Source organism: Tenacibaculum soleae, from assembly GCF_030549005.1.
Taxonomy (GTDB): domain Bacteria; phylum Bacteroidota; class Bacteroidia; order Flavobacteriales; family Flavobacteriaceae; genus Polaribacter; species Polaribacter soleae.
Map to the genome: position 1 here is coordinate 441419 of NZ_JAUOSW010000002.1, position 19531 is coordinate 460949.

General features: G+C 28.9%; 25 protein-coding genes. 18 read left to right on the forward strand and 7 right to left on the reverse strand.

Features of this window, described 5'->3' with window-relative positions; genetic code table 11:
* Nucleotides 1-66 precede the first annotated feature (66 nt).
* From Q4586_RS04430 to Q4586_RS04475, 10 genes are all read left to right on the forward strand, one after another.
* Complete coding sequence (locus Q4586_RS04430) at nucleotides 67-582, forward strand: ferritin (RefSeq protein ID WP_068704028.1); 516 nt, start codon at nucleotides 67-69, stop codon at nucleotides 580-582.
* Between the two features lie 120 nt (nucleotides 583-702).
* A complete protein-coding gene (locus tag Q4586_RS04435; RefSeq protein ID WP_068704027.1) occupies nucleotides 703-1524 on the forward strand; it encodes an outer membrane protein assembly factor BamD in 822 nt (273 codons plus the stop codon).
* A 3-nt stretch (nucleotides 1525-1527) separates the two neighbouring features.
* Nucleotides 1528-1848, forward strand: coding sequence for a DNA-directed RNA polymerase subunit omega (locus Q4586_RS04440; RefSeq protein ID WP_068704026.1), 321 nt, complete (start codon nucleotides 1528-1530; stop codon nucleotides 1846-1848).
* Nucleotide 1849: 1 nt separating this feature from the next.
* The gene (gene coaBC / locus Q4586_RS04445; protein WP_303526691.1) at nucleotides 1850-3058 is read left to right on the forward strand and encodes a bifunctional phosphopantothenoylcysteine decarboxylase/phosphopantothenate--cysteine ligase CoaBC; all 1209 of its coding nucleotides are present in this window, start codon (nucleotides 1850-1852) and stop codon (nucleotides 3056-3058) included.
* A 79-nt stretch (nucleotides 3059-3137) separates the two neighbouring features.
* Entirely contained in the window at nucleotides 3138-4028 is an 891-nt protein-coding gene (porD, locus tag Q4586_RS04450; protein WP_068704023.1) for a type IX secretion system protein PorD, read from the forward strand.
* Nucleotides 4029-4030: 2 nt separating this feature from the next.
* Complete coding sequence (locus Q4586_RS04455) at nucleotides 4031-4195, forward strand: hypothetical protein (RefSeq protein WP_176714969.1); 165 nt, start codon at nucleotides 4031-4033, stop codon at nucleotides 4193-4195.
* 70 nt (nucleotides 4196-4265) lie between these two features.
* The gene (gene recN, locus Q4586_RS04460) at nucleotides 4266-5918 is read left to right on the forward strand and encodes a DNA repair protein RecN (protein ID WP_068704021.1); all 1653 of its coding nucleotides are present in this window, start codon (nucleotides 4266-4268) and stop codon (nucleotides 5916-5918) included.
* Nucleotides 5919-5967: 49 nt separating this feature from the next.
* The gene (locus Q4586_RS04465; RefSeq protein WP_068704018.1) at nucleotides 5968-6774 is read left to right on the forward strand and encodes an enoyl-ACP reductase FabI; all 807 of its coding nucleotides are present in this window, start codon (nucleotides 5968-5970) and stop codon (nucleotides 6772-6774) included.
* A gap of 73 nt (nucleotides 6775-6847) precedes the next feature.
* Nucleotides 6848-7627, forward strand: coding sequence for a DUF3050 domain-containing protein (locus Q4586_RS04470; protein ID WP_271406129.1), 780 nt, complete (start codon nucleotides 6848-6850; stop codon nucleotides 7625-7627).
* Nucleotides 7627-8580, forward strand: coding sequence for a glycosyltransferase family 2 protein (locus tag Q4586_RS04475; protein WP_303526695.1), 954 nt, complete (start codon nucleotides 7627-7629; stop codon nucleotides 8578-8580). Before Q4586_RS04470 ends, Q4586_RS04475 begins: the two co-directional genes overlap by 1 nt.
* A gap of 27 nt (nucleotides 8581-8607) precedes the next feature.
* On the opposite strand, the gene arsC is transcribed toward Q4586_RS04475, so the two are convergent.
* Together arsC and prfB are read right to left on the reverse strand one after the other, a co-directional pair.
* Nucleotides 8608-8949, reverse strand: a complete 342-nt coding sequence (gene arsC, locus Q4586_RS04480) for an arsenate reductase (glutaredoxin) (protein WP_303526696.1) — start codon at nucleotides 8947-8949, stop codon at nucleotides 8608-8610.
* Between the two features lie 65 nt (nucleotides 8950-9014).
* Nucleotides 9015-10112 carry a peptide chain release factor 2 gene (prfB, locus tag Q4586_RS04485; protein WP_303526698.1) on the reverse strand — a complete coding sequence of 366 codons (1098 nt, stop codon included), beginning with the start codon at nucleotides 10110-10112 and terminating at the stop codon, nucleotides 9015-9017.
* Nucleotides 10113-10146: 34 nt separating this feature from the next.
* Here prfB and Q4586_RS04490 point away from each other — a divergent pair, with 34 nt between their 5' ends.
* Nucleotides 10147-11166, forward strand: coding sequence for a threonine aldolase family protein (locus Q4586_RS04490; protein WP_303526701.1), 1020 nt, complete (start codon nucleotides 10147-10149; stop codon nucleotides 11164-11166).
* Here the strand turns inward: Q4586_RS04490 and Q4586_RS04495 are convergent.
* The 3 genes from Q4586_RS04495 to Q4586_RS04505 form a co-directional block, all read right to left on the reverse strand.
* Entirely contained in the window at nucleotides 11163-11645 is a 483-nt protein-coding gene (locus Q4586_RS04495; protein ID WP_303526703.1) for a hypothetical protein, read from the reverse strand. The two genes, Q4586_RS04490 and Q4586_RS04495, sit on opposite strands and share 4 nt — an antisense overlap.
* Before the next feature lie 104 nt (nucleotides 11646-11749).
* The gene (locus Q4586_RS04500; protein ID WP_068704011.1) at nucleotides 11750-12397 is read right to left on the reverse strand and encodes a DUF8845 family protein; all 648 of its coding nucleotides are present in this window, start codon (nucleotides 12395-12397) and stop codon (nucleotides 11750-11752) included.
* Nucleotides 12398-12400: 3 nt separating this feature from the next.
* Nucleotides 12401-12895 (reverse strand): RNA polymerase sigma factor, encoded by a 495-nt coding sequence (locus tag Q4586_RS04505; protein ID WP_068704010.1) that lies wholly within the window; start codon nucleotides 12893-12895, stop codon nucleotides 12401-12403.
* A 151-nt stretch (nucleotides 12896-13046) separates the two neighbouring features.
* Here Q4586_RS04505 and Q4586_RS04510 point away from each other — a divergent pair, with 151 nt between their 5' ends.
* From Q4586_RS04510 to Q4586_RS04540, 7 genes are read left to right on the forward strand one after another with little or no spacing between them, the layout of a single operon-like run.
* Nucleotides 13047-13463, forward strand: a complete 417-nt coding sequence (locus Q4586_RS04510; RefSeq protein WP_068704009.1) for a DUF2141 domain-containing protein — start codon at nucleotides 13047-13049, stop codon at nucleotides 13461-13463.
* Between the two features lie 13 nt (nucleotides 13464-13476).
* Nucleotides 13477-14832 carry a 2TM domain-containing protein gene (locus Q4586_RS04515; protein ID WP_303526710.1) on the forward strand — a complete coding sequence of 452 codons (1356 nt, stop codon included), beginning with the start codon at nucleotides 13477-13479 and terminating at the stop codon, nucleotides 14830-14832.
* The gene (locus tag Q4586_RS04520; protein ID WP_303526711.1) at nucleotides 14813-15124 is read left to right on the forward strand and encodes a 2TM domain-containing protein; all 312 of its coding nucleotides are present in this window, start codon (nucleotides 14813-14815) and stop codon (nucleotides 15122-15124) included. Before Q4586_RS04515 ends, Q4586_RS04520 begins: the two co-directional genes overlap by 20 nt.
* Before the next feature lies 1 nt (nucleotide 15125).
* Nucleotides 15126-15446: a 2TM domain-containing protein gene (locus tag Q4586_RS04525; protein ID WP_068704788.1), complete on the forward strand. Its 321-nt coding sequence runs from the start codon at nucleotides 15126-15128 to the stop codon at nucleotides 15444-15446.
* A 2-nt stretch (nucleotides 15447-15448) separates the two neighbouring features.
* On the forward strand, nucleotides 15449-15760 hold the full coding sequence (locus Q4586_RS04530; protein WP_303526716.1) for a 2TM domain-containing protein: 312 nt from the start codon (nucleotides 15449-15451) through the stop codon (nucleotides 15758-15760).
* A gap of 17 nt (nucleotides 15761-15777) precedes the next feature.
* Entirely contained in the window at nucleotides 15778-16080 is a 303-nt protein-coding gene (locus Q4586_RS04535) for a 2TM domain-containing protein (protein ID WP_176714967.1), read from the forward strand.
* Nucleotides 16081-16091: 11 nt separating this feature from the next.
* Nucleotides 16092-16847, forward strand: a complete 756-nt coding sequence (locus tag Q4586_RS04540) for a LytR/AlgR family response regulator transcription factor (protein ID WP_303526721.1) — start codon at nucleotides 16092-16094, stop codon at nucleotides 16845-16847.
* Here the strand turns inward: Q4586_RS04540 and Q4586_RS04545 are convergent.
* Nucleotides 16844-17839 carry a formimidoylglutamase gene (locus Q4586_RS04545; RefSeq protein WP_303526724.1) on the reverse strand — a complete coding sequence of 332 codons (996 nt, stop codon included), beginning with the start codon at nucleotides 17837-17839 and terminating at the stop codon, nucleotides 16844-16846. The genes Q4586_RS04540 and Q4586_RS04545 overlap by 4 nt on opposite strands.
* Before the next feature lies 1 nt (nucleotide 17840).
* Entirely contained in the window at nucleotides 17841-19073 is a 1233-nt protein-coding gene (gene hutI, locus Q4586_RS04550) for an imidazolonepropionase (RefSeq protein WP_303526727.1), read from the reverse strand.
* Nucleotides 19074-19531 lie beyond the last annotated feature (458 nt).

Below are 19531 nucleotides of genomic sequence, written 5' to 3' on the forward strand. Positions count from 1 at the left end.
GCATCTTTGTTAAGAATCTTTATATAAGTTATTATAAAGCTAAAAATTAATAAAAAAAATAAAAATATGTTATCAAAAGCAATAGAAAAAGCTTTAAACGAGCAAATAAAAATAGAAGCAGAATCATCACAAGTATATTTATCAATGGCATGTTGGGCTGAAATTCAAGGTTTTGAAGGTGTAGCACAATTTATGTACGCACACTCAGATGAAGAGCGTATGCACATGTTAAAGTTAGTAAAGTTTGTAAACGAAAGAGGAGGACATGCATTAGTTTCTGATTTAGCAGCACCACCAGCAGAGTTTGGCTCTTTTAAAGATATGTTTCAAACCTTGTTTGATCATGAAGTAATGGTTTCAAAATCAATTAATGATTTAGTACATATTACTTTAGAAGAAAGAGATTATGCAACTCACAATTTTTTACAATGGTATGTATCTGAACAAATTGAAGAAGAAGCATTAGCAAGAAATATTTTAGATAAAATAAACCTAATAGGTGATGACAAAGGAGGTTTGTATTTGTTTGATAATGATGTAAAGCAAATTGTAGCTCAAGGAGCTGCCGATACAGCTTTATAAGATTAACAAACATTTAGGAACTATTACTTATTATTATAACAGATTTATAGTTTATTGCAATACTCTATTAAGAGTAAAAAATCGTTTTAATAATCCATATTTAATCACTAATTTTGCCAAATGCAAAAAATTAAAAATTTAGCGTATTTAATTGTAATGCTTTTAATTGTATCTTCATGTGGAGAATATAATAGAGCATTAAATAAAGGTACAGTACAAGAACAATATAAAATGGCTGTAAAAATGTACGAAGTACAAAAATACAGCAAAGCTTTACGTTTGTTTGAAAAAATAACGCCTTCTTACCGTGGTAAACCACAAATGGAACGTATTCAATATATGGTGTCTCAATCTAATTTTAATGAAAAAAATTATGGATTGGCAGGATATTATTTTAATAGATTTACAAAAAATTATCCTAAAAGTTCTAAAAGAGAAGAGGCTGCATTTTTATCAGCATTGAGTTATTATAAAGCAGCTCCTAGTTTTAGTTTAGATCCAACAGATACTCAAAAAGCGCTAGAATCTTTTCAGTCTTTTATTGATAAATATCCAAATTCAGATAAGCAAGAAGAGGCTAATAAATATTATGCTGAATTGCGTAATAAATTAGAAAAAAAGGCTTTTGAAATAGCAAAAGTATATTATACTACAGCTGGATATGACTCTAGAAATTACAGGGCTGCCATTGTAGCTTTTGATAATTTATTGGAAGATTATTTAGGGACAAAATACAAAGAAGAAGCATTGTACTATCGTTTAAAGGCTACACACGATTTTGTGTTAAAAAGTACACAACGTAGAAAACCTGAAAGAATTAAAGCTGCGATAAAAGCATACGATAAGTTAAAGAGAAGCTTTCCTGAATCTAAATTCATGAAAGAGTCAAATGAAATGTTGGCAACATTAAATAAAGAACAAGAACAATTAGTTAAAAGTTAAAAAATGGATTATAAAGAAACGAAAGCGGCATTAAGTACTATTACTTATAACAAAGAAGCTATCGAAGCTCCAACAGAAAACATCTACGAAGCTATTTCAGTTATCGCTAAAAGAGCAAATCAAATTAATTCTGATTTAAAAAAAGAATTAGTTGATAAGTTAGATGAATTTGCTACGTATAACGATAGTTTAGAGGAAGTTTTTGAAAACAAAGAACAAATTGAAGTTTCTAAGTTTTACGAGCGTTTACCAAAACCTCACGCTATTGCAGTTGAAGAGTGGTTAAACGATAAAGTATATCACAGAACTCCAGACGCAGAATAATATGTCTGTATTAAGCGGTAAAAAAGTATTACTTGGCGTTACCGCAGGTATTGCCGCATACAAAACAGCGAACTTAGTTCGTTTATTTATAAAATCGGGCGCAGCAGTCAAAGTAATAATGACTCCTGCGTCTAAAGATTTTATTACTCCACTTACACTTTCTACTTTATCAAAAAATCCAGTTCATTCAACTTTTTACGAAAAAGAAGATGAAAATGAATTATGGAATAACCACGTTGATTTAGGACTTTGGGCTGATATTATGATAATTGCTCCGGCAACCGCAAATACCTTGTCTAAAATGACAAACGGAACTTGTGATAATTTATTATTAGCAACCTACTTATCAGCAAAATGCCCTGTATATTTTGCACCTGCGATGGATTTAGATATGTATATTCACCCATCAACAAAAGTGAGTTTAAATACATTGCAAAGTTTTGGTAATATTTTAATTCCTGCCGCTTCAGGAGAGCTAGCCAGTGGTTTAGTTGGTGAAGGACGAATGGCTGAACCAGAAGATATTGTTTCTTTTATAGAAAAAGATATCGTATCTAAATTACCACTTCGTGGAAAGAAGGTATTAATAACAGCAGGCCCAACTTATGAAGCGATTGATCCAGTGAGGTTTATAGGAAATCATTCTTCAGGAAAAATGGGGTTTGAAATAGCAAAAACAGCAGCTAATTTAGGAGCAGAAGTTTTTTTAATAGCTGGTCCATCACATCAAAAAGTAAAACACTCATTTATTCATCGAGTTGATGTAAAATCAGCTCAAGAAATGTACGATGCCTGCCATAAATATTATGCAGATGTTAATATTGCTATATTATCGGCTGCTGTAGCAGACTATCGTCCAAAAAATGTAGCTACTCAGAAAATAAAAAAGAAAGATTCAGCGTTAGTAATAGAGTTAGAGCCTACGAAAGATATTTTAAAATCGTTAGGTGAAGCAAAAAAACAGCAATTATTAGTTGGTTTTGCGCTAGAAACTAATAATGAAGTTGAAAATGCAAAGCGTAAAATAACCAAAAAGAATTTAGATTTAATTATTTTAAATTCATTACAAGATAAAGGAGCTGGTTTTGCAACTGATACTAATAAAATTACAATTATTGATGCCGATTTTAATCAAAAACCATTTGAATTAAAATCAAAAAGAGCAGTATCTGTTGATATTGTAAATGAAATCATCAATAAAATTAGTTAAAAAAATCGATGCTTTTTAATATAGTTTTGATTTTATGAAACTTAAATTAAAATCAATTTGATAAACAAACTTATAGTAAATGCGTAAAATTATATTCTCTTTTTTTATAATAGTATCAATTTTTACAGTTAATTCACAAGAGTTAAACGCATTAGTTGTTATAAATACCGACAAAGTTCAAAGTAGTAATAAACAAGTTTATGAAACATTACAAAAATCATTAACCGAGTTTATAAATGATAAGCAATGGACTAATAAGAAATATAAACAGCAAGAAAAAATTAACTGCGCATTTACCATTATCGTAAATGAACAAAGTGGCAATAACTTTAAAGCAACTTTGCAGGTACAATCTACACGGCCAGTATATAATTCTAGTTACGCAACACCTGTTTTAAATATTAATGACACCAATTTTAATTTTCGTTATAACGAGTTTGATCCATTAAATTTTAATCCTAATAATTACGATTCTAAGTTAGTTTCATTAATCGCATTTTATGCATATACAATCATAGGTGTAGATGCTGATACCTTTGCTTTAAAAGGCGGTACACAATACTTAAAAGTAGCTGAAAGTGTAATGTTACAAGCACAATCAAATGGAGAATTGGGTTGGCAAAATGAAGTAGGTAAACAAAACCGTTTTGCATTAATTGATAATTTATTATCTTCAAAATTTAGTACACTAAGAACTATTTATTACAACTATCATCGTAAAGGGTTTGATTATTTTTCAGAAGACAAAACCAAAGCGAAAGAAACTATACAAAACAATGTAATAATGTTAGATAAATTATATAATGTTGGTATAGGTAATTACATGATTCGTATTTTTTTAGATGCAAAAGGTGATGAAATCTCAAGTGTTTTTTCTGATGGAAAGCCAGTTAAAAATACACAAAAAATGTTGAGTGTTTTAGATAAAATTGCGCCTACTTATAAAAATAAGTGGAAAACAATTAATTAAAAATGAAGAGAATAGTTTTTGTCATAATTCTTACAATCATAATGTTATATGTGATTTCTAGAGGAATTATTAATGATAAGCTCAATAGTATTGAAAGCTTTTTATTAGCTTTTGTACTTTTATCAATTATAATTGGTAACTTATTATCAAGAAGAAAAAAACAATAAAGATCTCTTATTTTTAAGTATATATATATCCACTAAAATACGTATTTTTATCTTTTAAAAAAGATGAAATTTGCTTACACATTTAACCATACATAATTACGCATTAATCAATCAGTTGTCGATTGATTTTTCAAAAGATTTATCAATCATCACAGGTGAAACTGGAGCAGGAAAGTCAATTTTACTAGGAGCTTTAGGCTTGGTTATGGGAAATCGTGCTGATTTATCATCGTTAAAAAATGCTGAAAAAAAGTGTATTATCGAAGCTAAATTTGCTGTTGAAGGCTATGCTTTACAAAGTTTATTTGAAAAGTTAGATGTTGATTATGAAGCGGAAACAATTATCCGTAGAGAAATTCTTCCCTCAGGAAAATCAAGAGCTTTTGTAAATGATACGCCAGTAAATTTATCGGTTTTAACAGCTTTAAAAACAAAGTTGATCGATGTTCATTCGCAGCATCAAACCATGCAATTATCTGATACAAGTTTTCAGTTTTCGGTAATTGATGCCTTGGCAAAAAATCAAGCAAAAATAGCATCCTACAAAAGAGGAATACGTAAATACTCACAATTACAAAAAGAGTTAAAAACGCTTCAGACTGAAACCGAAAAATCTAACGAACAGTATGAGTATAATTTGCATTTATTTAATGAGTTAGAAGAAGCTAAATTAATTAAAGGTGAGCAACAAGAATTAGAAGAAAAACTAGAGCGTTTAAATAATATTGAAGAAATAAAACTTAGTTTATCAGAAGCTCTGGCTATAACAACAAATGAAGAAATAGGGCTACAAAATTTACTGTATTCATTAGAAAATAACTTGCAAAAAATAAATAGTTATTCAAAAAAGTATGAAGAAATAGCCAGTAGAGTAACGAGTATAAAACTAGAGTTAGACGATGTGGTTACTGAGCTAGAAAATGAAAATGAGAATGTTGATTTTAATCCGAATGAAATTGAAGAATTAAATGATCGATTACAATTAATTTATAATTTACAAAAAAAACATTCGGTAGATTCTATTAAAGAATTAGAAATTATACACCAATCCTTAGCTAAAAAAGTAGCACAGGTTGAAGATGCTGGAACTATAATTGAAGCTAAGAATAAAGAAATAAGTGAGGTTGCTAAAAAATTAGATGATGTAGCAGCGATGATAACTAAATCTAGAAATAAAGCGATTCCAAAACTGAAAAAGCAGTTAGAAGCTTTACTTAAAGAGTTAGGAATGCCTAATGCTCGTTTTTTAATTGAATTAAGTGATTCAGAAGAGTATTTTACTAACGGAAAAGACATATTATCATTTTTGTTTTCAGCAAACAAAGGCGGAAACTTTGGTGAGCTTAAAAAGGTGGCTTCCGGTGGAGAGTTATCTAGAATAATGCTTTCTATCAAAAAAATACTATCAGAAAACATACAGTTGCCAACTATTATTTTTGACGAAATTGATACAGGAGTTTCAGGAGAAGTATCAAATAAAATTGCAAAAATTATGCAAGATATGGGCGTAAATATGCAAGTAATAACCATTACACATTTACCACAAATAGCCGCAAAAGGAGTACAGCATTACAAAGTATTTAAAGGCGAAGAAAAAGGAGTTACAACCTCTAATTTAAAGTTATTATCTTATGATGAGCGAGTGGTTGAAATAGCAGAAATGTTAAGTGGAAAAGACATTTCTGAAAGTGCATTAACACATGCAAAAGAATTATTAAATTAAAACTATATTTGTTTAACAAACGAACAACTATAGATTAAAACACATAAATATGTACAATTTATTAAAAGGAAAAAAAGGAATCATTTTTGGAGCTTTAGATGAAAATTCTATTGCATGGAAAGTTGCAGAACGTGCGCATGAAGAGGGTGCCGAATTTGTTTTAACCAACGCACCGATAGCAATGCGTATGGGGCAAATTAAAGAGTTAGCTGCTAAAACAGGTTCAGAAATTATACCAGCAGATGCTACTTCAATGGATGATTTAACAAACTTAGTTGAAAAATCGATGGAAATTTTAGGAGGTAAAATCGACTTCGTTTTACACTCAATTGGTATGTCGGTTAATGTTCGTAAAGGACGTCATTATACCGATTCTAAATATGACTTTACTACTAAAGGATGGGATGTTTCAGCAGTATCTTTTCATAAAGTAATGAATGTTTTATACAATAAAGAAGCTATGAATGAGTGGGGAAGTATTGTTGCGTTAACTTACATGGCAGCGCAAAGAGTTTTTCCTGATTATAACGATATGGCAGATAATAAAGCTTATTTAGAAAGTATTGCTCGTAGTTTTGGTTACTTTTTTGGACGCGATCAAAAAGTACGTGTAAACACCATTTCTCAATCACCAACACCAACCACGGCTGGGCAAGGAGTTAAAGGTTTTGATGGGTTTATATCATATGCCGAAAAAATGTCTCCACTTGGCAATGCAACCGCTTTAGAGTGTGCAGATTATACAATTTCTTTATTTTCTGATTTAACTAAAAAGGTAACTTTACAAAACCTATTTCATGATGGCGGTTTCTCAAATATGGGAGTTAGTGATGCTGTGATGGAAAAGTTTGAGTAGTTTTTATAAAACTTAGAATATAATAAAAATGCAAATCGTTAGGTTTGCATTTTTATTGAATAAAATTATTAAAATGAATACTATTTTAAGTATTGAAAAGGAGCTAGCCCCTTTAAGAAAACAATTAAAAAACCACGAATTATATACATCATTAAAAAATATAGATGATGTAAAAATATTTATGGAATCACATGTTTTTGCAGTATGGGATTTTATGTCGCTATTAAAAGCCTTACAAGAAAAATTAACATGTACTACGTTACCATGGTTTCCTGTGGTAAATTCTAAAACGGCAAGATTTATTAATGAAATAGTTTTAGGAGAGGAAACAGATGTAAATGAATTAGGAGAGCCTAAAAGTCATTTTGAAATGTATATTGATGCAATGAAACAAGCTAAGGCAAGTACAATTGAAATAGCTAGTTTTATAAATAATATTATTGACGGAAATACGATTGAAAAATCATTAAATGAAGGCTCGGTTTTAAACGAGGTTAAAGAATTTGTATTGTTTTCTTTTAATGTTATTGATACACAACAACCACATATTATAGCGGCTAGTTTTACTTTTGGAAGAGAAGATGTTATTCCTGATATGTTTTTAGAAATTATTAAGAATACAGAAGAAAATACAAGTTTAAACTATAGTAAGTTAACTTATTATTTAAAAAGGCATATAGAGTTAGATGGAGATGAACACGGTCCATTATCTTTACAAATGATTGAAGAATTATGTGGTAATGATGAACAAAAATGGAATGATGTTTTATTTTATGCAAAAGAATCTCTTAAAAAAAGAATTAATCTTTGGAATGGAATATCTGCACAAATAAAAAATAACCATGTAGTTTAATGAAGTTGAAATTTTCTTTAATAATACCTGTTTACAATCGTCCGAAAGAGATAGATGAGTTATTAGAAAGTCTTACAAAACAAGATTTTTTAGATGATTTTGAAGTTATTATTGTAGAAGATGGTTCAGACAATTCATCACAAAAAACTGTAAACAATTATAAAGATAAACTTAATTTAAACTATTTTTATAAAGAAAATAGCGGAGCAGGAGCAAGTAGAAATTATGGAATGCAACAAGCTACCGGAAATTACTTTATCATTTTAGATAGTGATGTTATTGTTCCTTCACAATATTTATCCGAAGTAAAAAAAGCTTTAGAAAATAACTTTACAGATGCTTATGGCGGTCCAGATGCTGCTCATAAAAGTTTTACACCATTACAAAAAGCTATTAATTATTCGATGACGTCGGTTTTAACTACAGGCGGAATTAGAGGTAAAAAGAAAGGTATTGGTAAGTTTCAACCTCGTAGTTTTAATTTAGGATTATCTGAAGTAGCTTTTAGTAAAACAAACGGATTTTCGAAAATGAAAACGGGTGAAGATATCGATTTAACATTTCGTTTATGGGAAAACGATTTAAAAACACAGTTAATAGAAAAAGCCTTTGTGTATCATAAACGCAGAAGTACAATAGGTCAGTTTTTTAAACAAACATATTCATTCGGAACAGCAAGACCAATTTTAAATAAAAAATATCCAGAAACTGCTAAGATTACGTATTGGTTTCCGTCTTTATTTATTATCGGATTTGATATTAGTATTATTCTTGCATGTTTTGGTTATTGGCAGTTTATTGCTTTTTATGGATTTTACTTTACGTTATTATTTATAGATGCATTAATTCAGAATAAAAATATAAAAGTAGCTTTTTTAAGTATTATAACTTCTTTTACGCAATTTATAGGCTATGGTTTAGGTTTTTTAGAATCGAAGTTTATAAAAAAATAAAACTCCCAAGAAATTGGGAGTTTTATTTTAAATAATTTCTAAAATATTTTCTGGTGGACGACCTATTACGGCTTTATTACCATTAATAACAATTGGTCGCTCAATAAGTTTAGGGTTGTTAACCATAGCTTGTACTATTTCTGTGTCGGATAATTCTTTTCCTTTAAATTCCTCTTTCCATATTTTTTCGTTTTTACGAACTAACTGAATAGGAGTAATATTTAATAAGCTAATAATTTCGTTTAACTCTTTTTCAGAAGGAACATTGTCTAAGTATTTTATAACCTCAAATTTTTTACCAGAGTTTTCTAAAATTTCTAATCCGCAACGTGATTTACTGCATCTATTATTGTGAAATATTTGTATCATTTTGTTTAATTTTTATCAGTTTGAGTGATTTTCGATTTTAAGAGAAAATTATAGCGAGAACTTTATTATGAATTATCTTTTTGTCCGTTTAACATTAAATAGGATTTTAAAAACGGATTAATATCTCCATTCATAACATTATCTACATTACCAGTCTCATGTCCCGTTCGTACATCTTTTACTAACTTATAAGGATGCATTACATAATTACGAATTTGACTTCCCCATTCGGTTTTAAGTTTACCTGCTTCAATGTTTTCTCTTGTAGCTAAACGTTTTTGTAATTCAATTTCATATAATTGCGATTTTAGCATTTTTAAGGCAGTTGCTCTGTTATCGTGTTGTGAACGTGAGTTAGAACACTGAATTTGAATTCCGCTTGGTTTATGTGTTAGTTGCACTTTTGTCTCTACTTTGTTAACATTTTGTCCACCGGCACCACTAGAACGTGCAGTAACAATTTCTATATCAGCAGGATTTATTTCAATTTCAATACTATCATCAGCCACAGGAAAAACATATACAGAGCCGAATGTGGTATGTCGTTTTCCGTTACTATCAAAAGGAGAAATACGCACCAAACGATGCACGCCATTTTCACCTTTTAACCATCCGAAGGCATAATCGCCATCAATCTCAAAAGTAACTGTTTTTACACCTGCAACATCACCTGCTTGGTAATTGAGTGTTTTTAATTTAAAACCTTGCTTTTCTGCCCACATGGTATACATGCGCATCAGCATTTCTACCCAATCACAACTTTCGGTACCTCCAGCACCAGCAGTAATTTGAATGGTTGCGCTTAAATTATCTCCTTCATCAGAAAGCATATTTTTAAACTCAATATCTTCTAAAAATGTAGCCGTTTTTTCAAACTGTTCTATAACTTCATTTTCATCAACTTCACCTTCTTTATAAAAGTCATACAGAATTGTAAGATCCTCGTTTAATGTGATTACATTGTTGTAATCTGAAACCCATTTCTTTTTAAGTCGAAGGGATTTCATTAAAACTTCAGCTTCTTTTGGGTTGCTCCAAAAATCAGGATCGGCAGTTTTTTCTTCTTCATTATTTATTTCTATTAACTTCTTGTCAATTTCTAAATAAGCTTTTAACTTGCCAATTCGTTCAGTAATATCTTTTAACTGTTCGTGTGTAATCATACAACAAAAATACATTTTAAAACCGTAGATAAAAATGGAAATAAATTTAATAAGCGATACAGTTACCAAACCAACAAAATTAATGATGGAGGCAATGATGAATGCTGAAGTAGGTGATGATGTTTTTGGTGCTGATCCGACGGTAAACGCATTGCAAGAAAAGGTTGCTAAAATGTTTAATATGGAAGCTGCTTTGTTTTTTCCTTCAGGTACGATGGTAAATCAGACAGCTATAAAAATACATACACAACCTGGTGATAGAATGTTTTGTGATAAGTGGGCACATGTATATAATTATGAAGGCGGTGGCGCTGCATTTAACTCAGGAGTAACCTCTCATTTAATAGATGGGCATAGAGGTATGTTTACAGCCGATCAATTAAAACAAGCAGTATCTGGTAGATCAGATATTCATGCACCATACAGTCGTTTAGTTTGTATAGAAAACACCACAAATAAAGGAGGTGGTGCTTGCTGGGATTTTGAAGAGTTAAAAAAGATTCAGAAAATATCAAAAAAAAATAATTTAGCGTTTCATTTAGATGGAGCGCGTTTATTTAATGCTTTGGTTGCTAAAAATGAAACTCCTGCGCAATATGGAGAATTGTTTGATACGATTTCTATTTGTTTGTCTAAAGGATTAGGAGCTCCTGTAGGTTCTATTTTAATAGGAACTAAAAAGGATATGGAAAAAGCGTTACGTGTGCGTAAATTATTTGGAGGAGGAATGCGACAAGCTGGTTTTTTAGCAGCAGCAGCAATTTATGCGTTAGATAATAATGTAAATCGTTTGGCAGAAGATCATCAAAAAGCACAACAGATAGGAACTGTTTTAGAAGGATGTTTATACGTAACAAAGGTCGAGCCTATTGAAACCAATATTATTATTTTTTATGTAGATGATAAGATTGATCCGATGGATTTTATCAATAAAATGGCAGCAAAAGGTATTTTATTAATTTCAATGGGGGAAGGGAAAATACGAATTGTTACGCATTTAGATTTTACAGACACAATGTTGACTGTTTTATTAAAAGAGCTTAAAAGTTTTTAGAAAAAGATTCTTATAAAAGGAGAAAAAGCATTTGCATAAATGCTTTTATCTTCTTCGTATAGTACATCATACTGAATACCAAAAGTAACTTTACCTGTAATATAAGCGACTCCAATATTTAAAGAAGGATAGCTATAGTTGTCTTTAACGGTACCAATTTTTTTACTAACATAGGATTGTAAAAGCTCACCAGAAAATTCTATTTCTGGTATTGGTCTGTATAAAGTAATAACACTAGCAGAATACATATTTGCACTATAGTTACTACTTTTATTGTATAGGTAGCCGATACTACCTCCCAATGAAAACTCTTCATTAAAATCATAAACAGCGCTAGGTGATATAGAAAGAGTAGTTGTATTACTACCAAAACTAAAACCAAAACTACCACCAAAACGTGTGTTGTTCCAAAAACTAGACTCTTGAGAAAAGCTAAAAAGTGAATAAAAGAAAATACTAAACGTAATTAGGGTTTTCATAACAAATTAATTTTTTATAAAAGTAAGTAATTAAAATTGTTATAGTAAATAATTTTTAAACAAAAAAATAATTCTATATGTTATAGTTTATTGATTTTAACTAATTATTTGCAATTATTATCTATTCTAATTAATTCTTTGTAATTCTTATCTAATTTACGTAATAAAATACCATAAAGTAATTGGTAGAAGAGCCAAAAAAGCGCTAAGAAGATTATTAAAAAAACAATTTGAGTAACTAGCATTATTGTAAAAAAGCTTGAATCACTAATATTAATATTGTCATTATTAAAAACTTCTTTTAATTTATTTTGATCGCTAAAAATAATGACGTTAACAATAATAGATAAAATGATAAAAGTAATTAAGTTATAGTAAACATATATTTTTACAGTTTTACGAACGTTAAATATTTTTTTTAGTAACTCTTTTGTACCGTCCATTATAGAAATAGATGAGTGATTTTTATAAAAAATATATAAAAATATAATTATCACTAGATAATGAATATAATAAGTAATATTTAAAAATGTAATTAAGTTTAATTTTTCATAAACTTCCATATAGCTACTGTTAGAAGTAAAAAAATTTAAAATTAACCAAAAAGAAAACTCTAGTATTCCAATAATAAAAATCCATTTTACGATTGATGATGACTTGGAATGTGCCATTTTATAGATATCAACTTTAGAAACCGTATCAGTTTCTTCAGGTTGATTATTCCATGCTTTTTTATATTTATCTAAATCCATTAATTATGGGTTTAATACTTTTTTTAATTTATCTTTTGCTCTATTCATTTTTACACGAGCATTTACTTCACTAATACCTAAGGTTACAGATATCTCTTTATAAGGCTTATCTTCTAAGTATAAAAATATTAGTGCTTTATCAATATCATTTAGTTTTCTAATGGCATTGTATAATGCTTTTAGTTGTAACTCTTCTGTTTCGTCATAATCTTCCGCTTTAATTTTAAAAGCATATTCGGTAATATCTCTAGTTTTTACTGTTCTAGTTGATTTTCTGTATAAAGAAATAGCTGTGTTTAAGGCAACCCTGTACATCCAGGTACTAAATTTAGCATCTCCTCTAAATTTACTGTAGTTTTTCCATAGTTGAATTGTTACCTCCTGAAACAAATCATTATGAGCATCTTGGTTTGTCGTATAAATTCTACATACCTTATGCACAATGTTTTGATTGGCTTCAAAATCAGATAAAAATTTATTTTCTAATTCTTTATTCACTAAGTTTAGTATCGTTGATTAGTTACAAGTCGCTCAAAAATACAAATTGTTACAGTTCATCCTTAAAAAAATACGGTTCAGTTTTTTTTAGTTTTAAAAACGATAGATCAGTAGCATATTTGTAGTGTAATTAACCATAAAAATATAAGAAATGAAATTTTTAACATTAGTTTTAATCGGAACACTACTTTTTATATCAAAAAATATAATTGCTCAAAATAACACAATAACAGCAACTGTAGTTAATGCTACATCTAACAAAGGAAAAATAAGTTACGCACTATTTACAAAAGATAATTTTAGAGGTAAACCTTTACAAGCTATCTCATCTAAAATAAAAGAGAACAAAAGTGTAGCTGTTTTTAAAAATGTACCAACTGGTGAATATGCAATTATCTGTTTTCATGATAAGAATAATAATGACAAAATGGATTTTGAACCTAATGGGATGCCAATAGAAGATTATGGGGTTTCTAACAATGCGATGAATCGTTTTGGTCCACCTGAATATGAGCAAGCAAAATTTAAGGTTACTGATAAAAATGTATCTTTAAAAATTAAATTTTAGAAACACAAATACAATGCAAAAATATACATCGAATACATTTATAGACTTAAAAAAAGATTTATTAGTATGTTTAAAACTTACAATTGTTTTTGGGGTTATTTTTACAATAATAAATCAACAGTTTACGCTTAAAGGTGCTGCAATTGTGTTCTTGTTTTCAGCAATGTATTCGTTTATATTAGGCTTAGGTAATGGATTAATTAATAATTATTTAAATACTAGGTGGAACTGGGCTACACAAACTAATGAACGAGTTTGGGCAGGTATAATTGCAACTATTTGTTATACTGTTATAGCGGTTTTGTTAATTCATTATATACAATTTGTATTAATTTTTAAACATAAGTTTTCTGATTTTTTTGATGGAAAATTATTTTGGTCGCATTTATTTGCGATTATAATTTCTTTAGGAATTGCAAGTTTTTTTCATGCACGTAGTTTTATGATTAATTGGAAAGCGTCATTAAAACAAGAAACAACACAACATGAAATAGTTGCGAAAACTGAAACCGCAAAGTTTGAAACTTTAAAAAGTCAGTTAGACCCTCATTTTTTATTTAATAGTTTAAATGTATTAACATCATTAATTGGCGAAAATCCAAAGCAGGCAGAAAAATTTACCACAAAATTATCAAAAGTATATCGGTATGTTTTAGAGCAACGTAATAAAGAGTTAATTCCGTTAGAAGAGGAGTTAAGGTTTGCAAAAACATATATGGAGTTATTACAAATGCGATTTGAAGATGCTGTACAATTTAATATTCCAACCAAGGTAAGTAACTTAGATTTAAAAATAGTACCATTATCATTACAATTATTGTTAGAAAACGCAGTAAAACACAATGTAGTTTCATCGGCAAAACCTCTAGAAATTTACATTTTTGAACAAGATGGTTTTTTACAAATTCAAAATACGGTTAATCCTAAAGAAGCAATTGGAAAAAGCACAAAAGTTGGATTAAGAAATATAGCCGATAGGTATGGTTTAATTACTAATAAACGAGTAGAAATTAAAAATAACAATAAAACATTTACAGTGAGTTTACCGCTGTTAATAAAAACAAATAATATGTCGTTAGATTCAAAAAATATAGAAAACAGCAAGTATGTAAGAGCTGTTGAAAGAGTAGAGAAATTAAAGGAGTTTTATCAAAATTTAGCATCTTATTGTATTGTAATTCCTTTTTTAATATTTATAAATTTACGATTTTCACCAGGTTTCCATTGGTTTTGGTTTCCAATTTTTGGATGGGGAGTTGGATTAACCTTCCACTTCTTAGAAGTAAATAATTACAATATCTTTTTAGGAAAAAATTGGGAAGAACGAAAGATTAAAGAAATGATGAAAGATGATAAAAATTATAAATAAAATGGAAGATAGAGAACCACAGCAATATATTCAAGCTCAAAAAAGAGTTAAAAAGATTAAAGGATTTTATACACATTTAACAATTTATTGTATCGTTATACCAATAATTATTTTTGCAAATTTAAAATTTGAACCACATTTTCATTGGTTTTGGTTTTCATTAATAGGTTGGGGAACAGGACTTTTTTGTCATTTTTTAAGTGTTTTTGTATTTAGTAAAACAAGTATAGTGAAAAACTGGGAAGAACGTAAGATTAAAGAAATAATGAACGAAGGTAAAAATAATAAATAAGATGGAAATAGATTATTCAGAAGAACAAAAATATATTTTAGCAAAAAAAAGAGTTGAAAAAATTAAAGGTTTTTATATTCATTTAGCCGTTTATATAGTTGTCAATATTTTTATATCAGGAATTATTGTGTTTGGTTTAACTAGTGAAGATAAACTTAGTTTTCTAGAAGCAGTTACTCATTTCGGAACCTATTCAACTTGGTTGTTTTGGGGGATAGGATTATTTTTTCATTGGTTAGGAGTTTTTGGGTCTAATTTGTTTTTTGGGAAAGATTGGGAACAAAAAAAGATAAAGGAATACATGAACGATAATGATTTTTAATTATGAAATTAACAAATGACTATATAAAAGCCGAAAAACGAGTAAAAAAAATTAAAAATTTTTACAATCACTTACAAATATTTGTAATTATGATGCTAATATTAGCAGTTTTTTCAAATACAATATTTAATTTTTTTGAAAGCCATATTCATAATAAAGGAACTTTAAAATGGGCGAAATCAAATATTTGGATAAATTGTTTATTATGGGCTTTCGGGGTTTTAGTTCAAGGACTATATGCTTTTAAAAATAAAATTTCTTTTTTTGAAAATTGGGAAAACAAAAAAGTAAACGAGTTTATGAACGAAAAATAAGTAGTAGTATTGAAAAGATGAAAAATCAATCAGAAAAATACTTGAAAGCACAAAAAAGAGTTGAAGATATTAAAAGTTTTTATAAACATTTAGCTGTATATGTGTTGGTTAATTTATTTTTTATAGGAAGAAGAATTTATAAAGATATTCAATTTGGAGCTTCTGTAAAAGAAGCATTAACAGAGGCAAGTAATTATAAATTGTTTTTTATTTGGGGATTATTTTTAATTTTTCATGCCATTAGTACTTTCGGAATTGTAAATTTACTCGGTAAAAACTGGGAAGAGCGGAAGATTAAAGAATACATGGAAAAAAACTAACTTTATAAGTAATGAATGTAATTATTATTGAAGATGAAAAGCCGGCGGCAAGGCGTTTAAATAGAATGTTATCTGCCTTAAGTATAGAAGTAAAAACCATGTTACACTCTGTTGAAGAGTCTATTAATTGGTTTCAAAATAACAAACATCCTGATTTGATTTTTTTAGATATTCAATTATCAGACGGATTATCATTTGAAATATTTGAAGAAATACAAGTAAAATCGGCTATCATTTTTACCACGGCTTATGATGAATATGCTTTGAAAGCTTTCAAATTAAATTCGATAGATTATTTATTAAAACCCCTTGATGAAGATGAGTTAAAATCTGCTGTTGGTAAGTTTAAAGATAATCAAACAAAACAGTCAGATGTAAAGGTAAATATTGATGATATTAGAAAATTATTGATAAACCCGGTTGATAGAAAATTTAAAAAAAGATTTACAATCAAAGTAGGGCAGCATATAAAAATTATTCATGCTGATGAAATTGAATGTTTTTACTCAGAAAACAAAGCAACCTATATTCATACAAACTCAAACCGAAATTATTTAATCGATGATTCTCTAGAGCATTGGCAAGAGCAATTAAATCCTGAAAATTTTTTTAGAGTAAATCGTACTTTTATTGTACATATAAATGCTATAAAAGATATTGTTTCATATACAAATTCACGATTACAATTAATTTTACAATCGTATGCAGAAGCTGAAATTATCGTAAGTAGAGAACGTGTAAAAGATTTTAAAAATTGGATTGATTAATGTTTTTTAGCTTTTATAAAATCGGTAATTAAATAACTTATAAATTTACCTACTTGATTTGTTGCAGTAGGATCTTGCATAACAGCCGGAGCACCTTCGCAGATATGAATGTAATTTGCATTTTTATTTTTAGCAAAATAATGCACAAATTGTCTTGCTTGTTGTGATGTAAAACCACTAGGTGTCATTGCACTACTTGGAAAATTTTGTATGCAATCTAAATCTATTTCTATGCCAAAAGGTTTTTCTTGAATAAAATTTTGGGCACGTAACAATTCATTTTTAAACGGAATCGATTTGTAAATTTCTAATTCTTCATAGGTGTTGTAATCAATATTTACATTGGTATGTATATAATCAAAAACGTATTGTGGAGTATAGTTTTCATGTAGTCCAAACATAAAATATTTATTTAAATACTTGTGTTCAATTGCATACGAAAACCCGTTACCGCTATGACGTTCTTCTAAACGACGTAAATCAGTATGTGCATCTAAATTAATTACATTTATTGCTTGCTTTTTGCCTTCAGATAGTCCTTTTAAATTACCATAAGCATTGTTATGACCACCACCAATTACTATCGGAATTTTATTAGCTTCAATAATTGTTTTAATTATAGAGGATAATTCTCTATCAATAGCTTTTACCAATAAATCGCCTTTTTCTCTATCAGAACCATCAAAGTTTAAAGTTTCTTTTAAAAAATTTAAATAGCCTAAAACAAGAATGTCTTTACCATTGATAAATTGATTTTCTTGTGTGTTTAAAACTGATTTTAGTGTAGGGATAAAAGCTGTGTGAGCTCCGCCATTACCATAATTCATTTTTACTCCAATATCTTCAGGGGCACCAATAATAACAAATTTGGCAGATGTAAGATGTATGTTTTCAAGATTAGAAATTGTTTGTACAGATTGTCCTAATTTAGTTTCTCCTTCTCGCGGACTTACAAAACTGGTGATATCATTTTTAGAAAATAGCTGAAGCATTTTAAATTTCTTTTCCGTTAATAAATACTGAGTCGATTAAAACCGAACCGAAGTTATACGGAATAGCACCGTAGCTCAAAATATCTTTGGTAACAATAAAATTAGCTTTTTTACCAATAGTAATACTTCCTACTTCGTCAGATAAGTTCATGGCATAAGCACCGTTTATAGTAGCGGCATTTATAGCTTCTTCTGGAGTCATTTTCATTTTTATACAGGCTGTTGCTACAACAAAATTCATATTTCCAGATGGGGTAGAACCAGGATTAAAATCGGTAGCTAAAGCCAAAGGTAAGCCAGCATCTATAATTTTTCTAGCAGGTGTGTACGGAATACTTAAAAAATACGAACAAGAAGGTAGTGCAACAGGCATTGTATCGGTACCTTTTAAAGTTTCGATATCATCAGTGTTCATCACTTCTAAATGATCTATTGATAAGGCATTATGTTTTACACTTACTTGAACCCCTCCAATTGTTGTAAATTGATTTACATGAACTTTAGGTGTTAAGCCATATTTTTTACCAGCTTCTAATATTCGATCAGTATCTGCTACCGAAAAGTAACCAGTTTCACAAAAAGCATCAATAAAATCAGCTAAATTTTCTTCAGCTATTTTAGGTAACATTTCATTAATAATTAAATTAATATAACCTTCTTTGTTGTCTTTAAACTCTTTAGGAAAAGCATGGGCCCCTAAAAAAGTAGCTTTGATTGGTAACTTATAATTTTTACGTAGTTTTTTAATAACACGTAACATTTTTAGTTCAGCATCAACTGTTAAACCATAACCTGACTTTATTTCTACAGAACCTGTACCAAGTTTCATAACTTCTTCTAAACGTACAGTAGATTGTTGGTATAAATCTTCTTCAGAAGTGTTTTGTAATTTTTTAGCTGAGTTTAAAATTCCACCACCGTTATTAGCTATTTCTTCGTAGGTTAATCCGTTAATTCTATCAACAAATTCTTGTTCTCTGTTACCGGCGTAAACAATATGTGTATGAGAATCACACCAAGTCGGTAAAATCATTTTGCCGGTACAATCAATTGTTTTATCTGCTGAAGATGATAAATTATCCATAAGACCAAAATCAAGAATTTCATCATCTTTAATTAGTAAAAAAGCATTCTTAATGGTAGGTAAAATGCTCATTTCTTTACCTGAAGCTTTCTTTATTGAAGCTTCTCTTACTTGAATTAATTCTTTAATGTTAATAAATAAAGTTGTCATGTAAATTACTTAAAATGTATTGTACAAATTTAGGGTAAAAAGATAAAAACAACTTGTTTTCTATAATTGAAATTTAAAAAATATGTTTATTGCTTTAATAAAGAAAACGTATTCATTTCTTAACATTACAATTATAAACACTCTTAAGTTGTTTGCTTTGAATATTAATAATGATTTAAGGGTGCTTCATATGGTTTTTCTATATTTACATAAACTTGTTTTTTATTTTTGTATTGATGATATTTGAATATATATAGTGTTTTGAAAAATGTATAAATGTTAGATTTAACAACTTTCGTTTACCCTCTGCTTTTAATGTATTTATATTGCTCTTCGAGTAAATCATTTTTACTACAATATATGTCAGTTATTTTTATGGCGCGACAATTTTTCGCAAAAATTGTCGGGCTTTCACTCCTCGCTTTTTAGCTTTACCAAGCAAAAAGAGCTCAAACAGA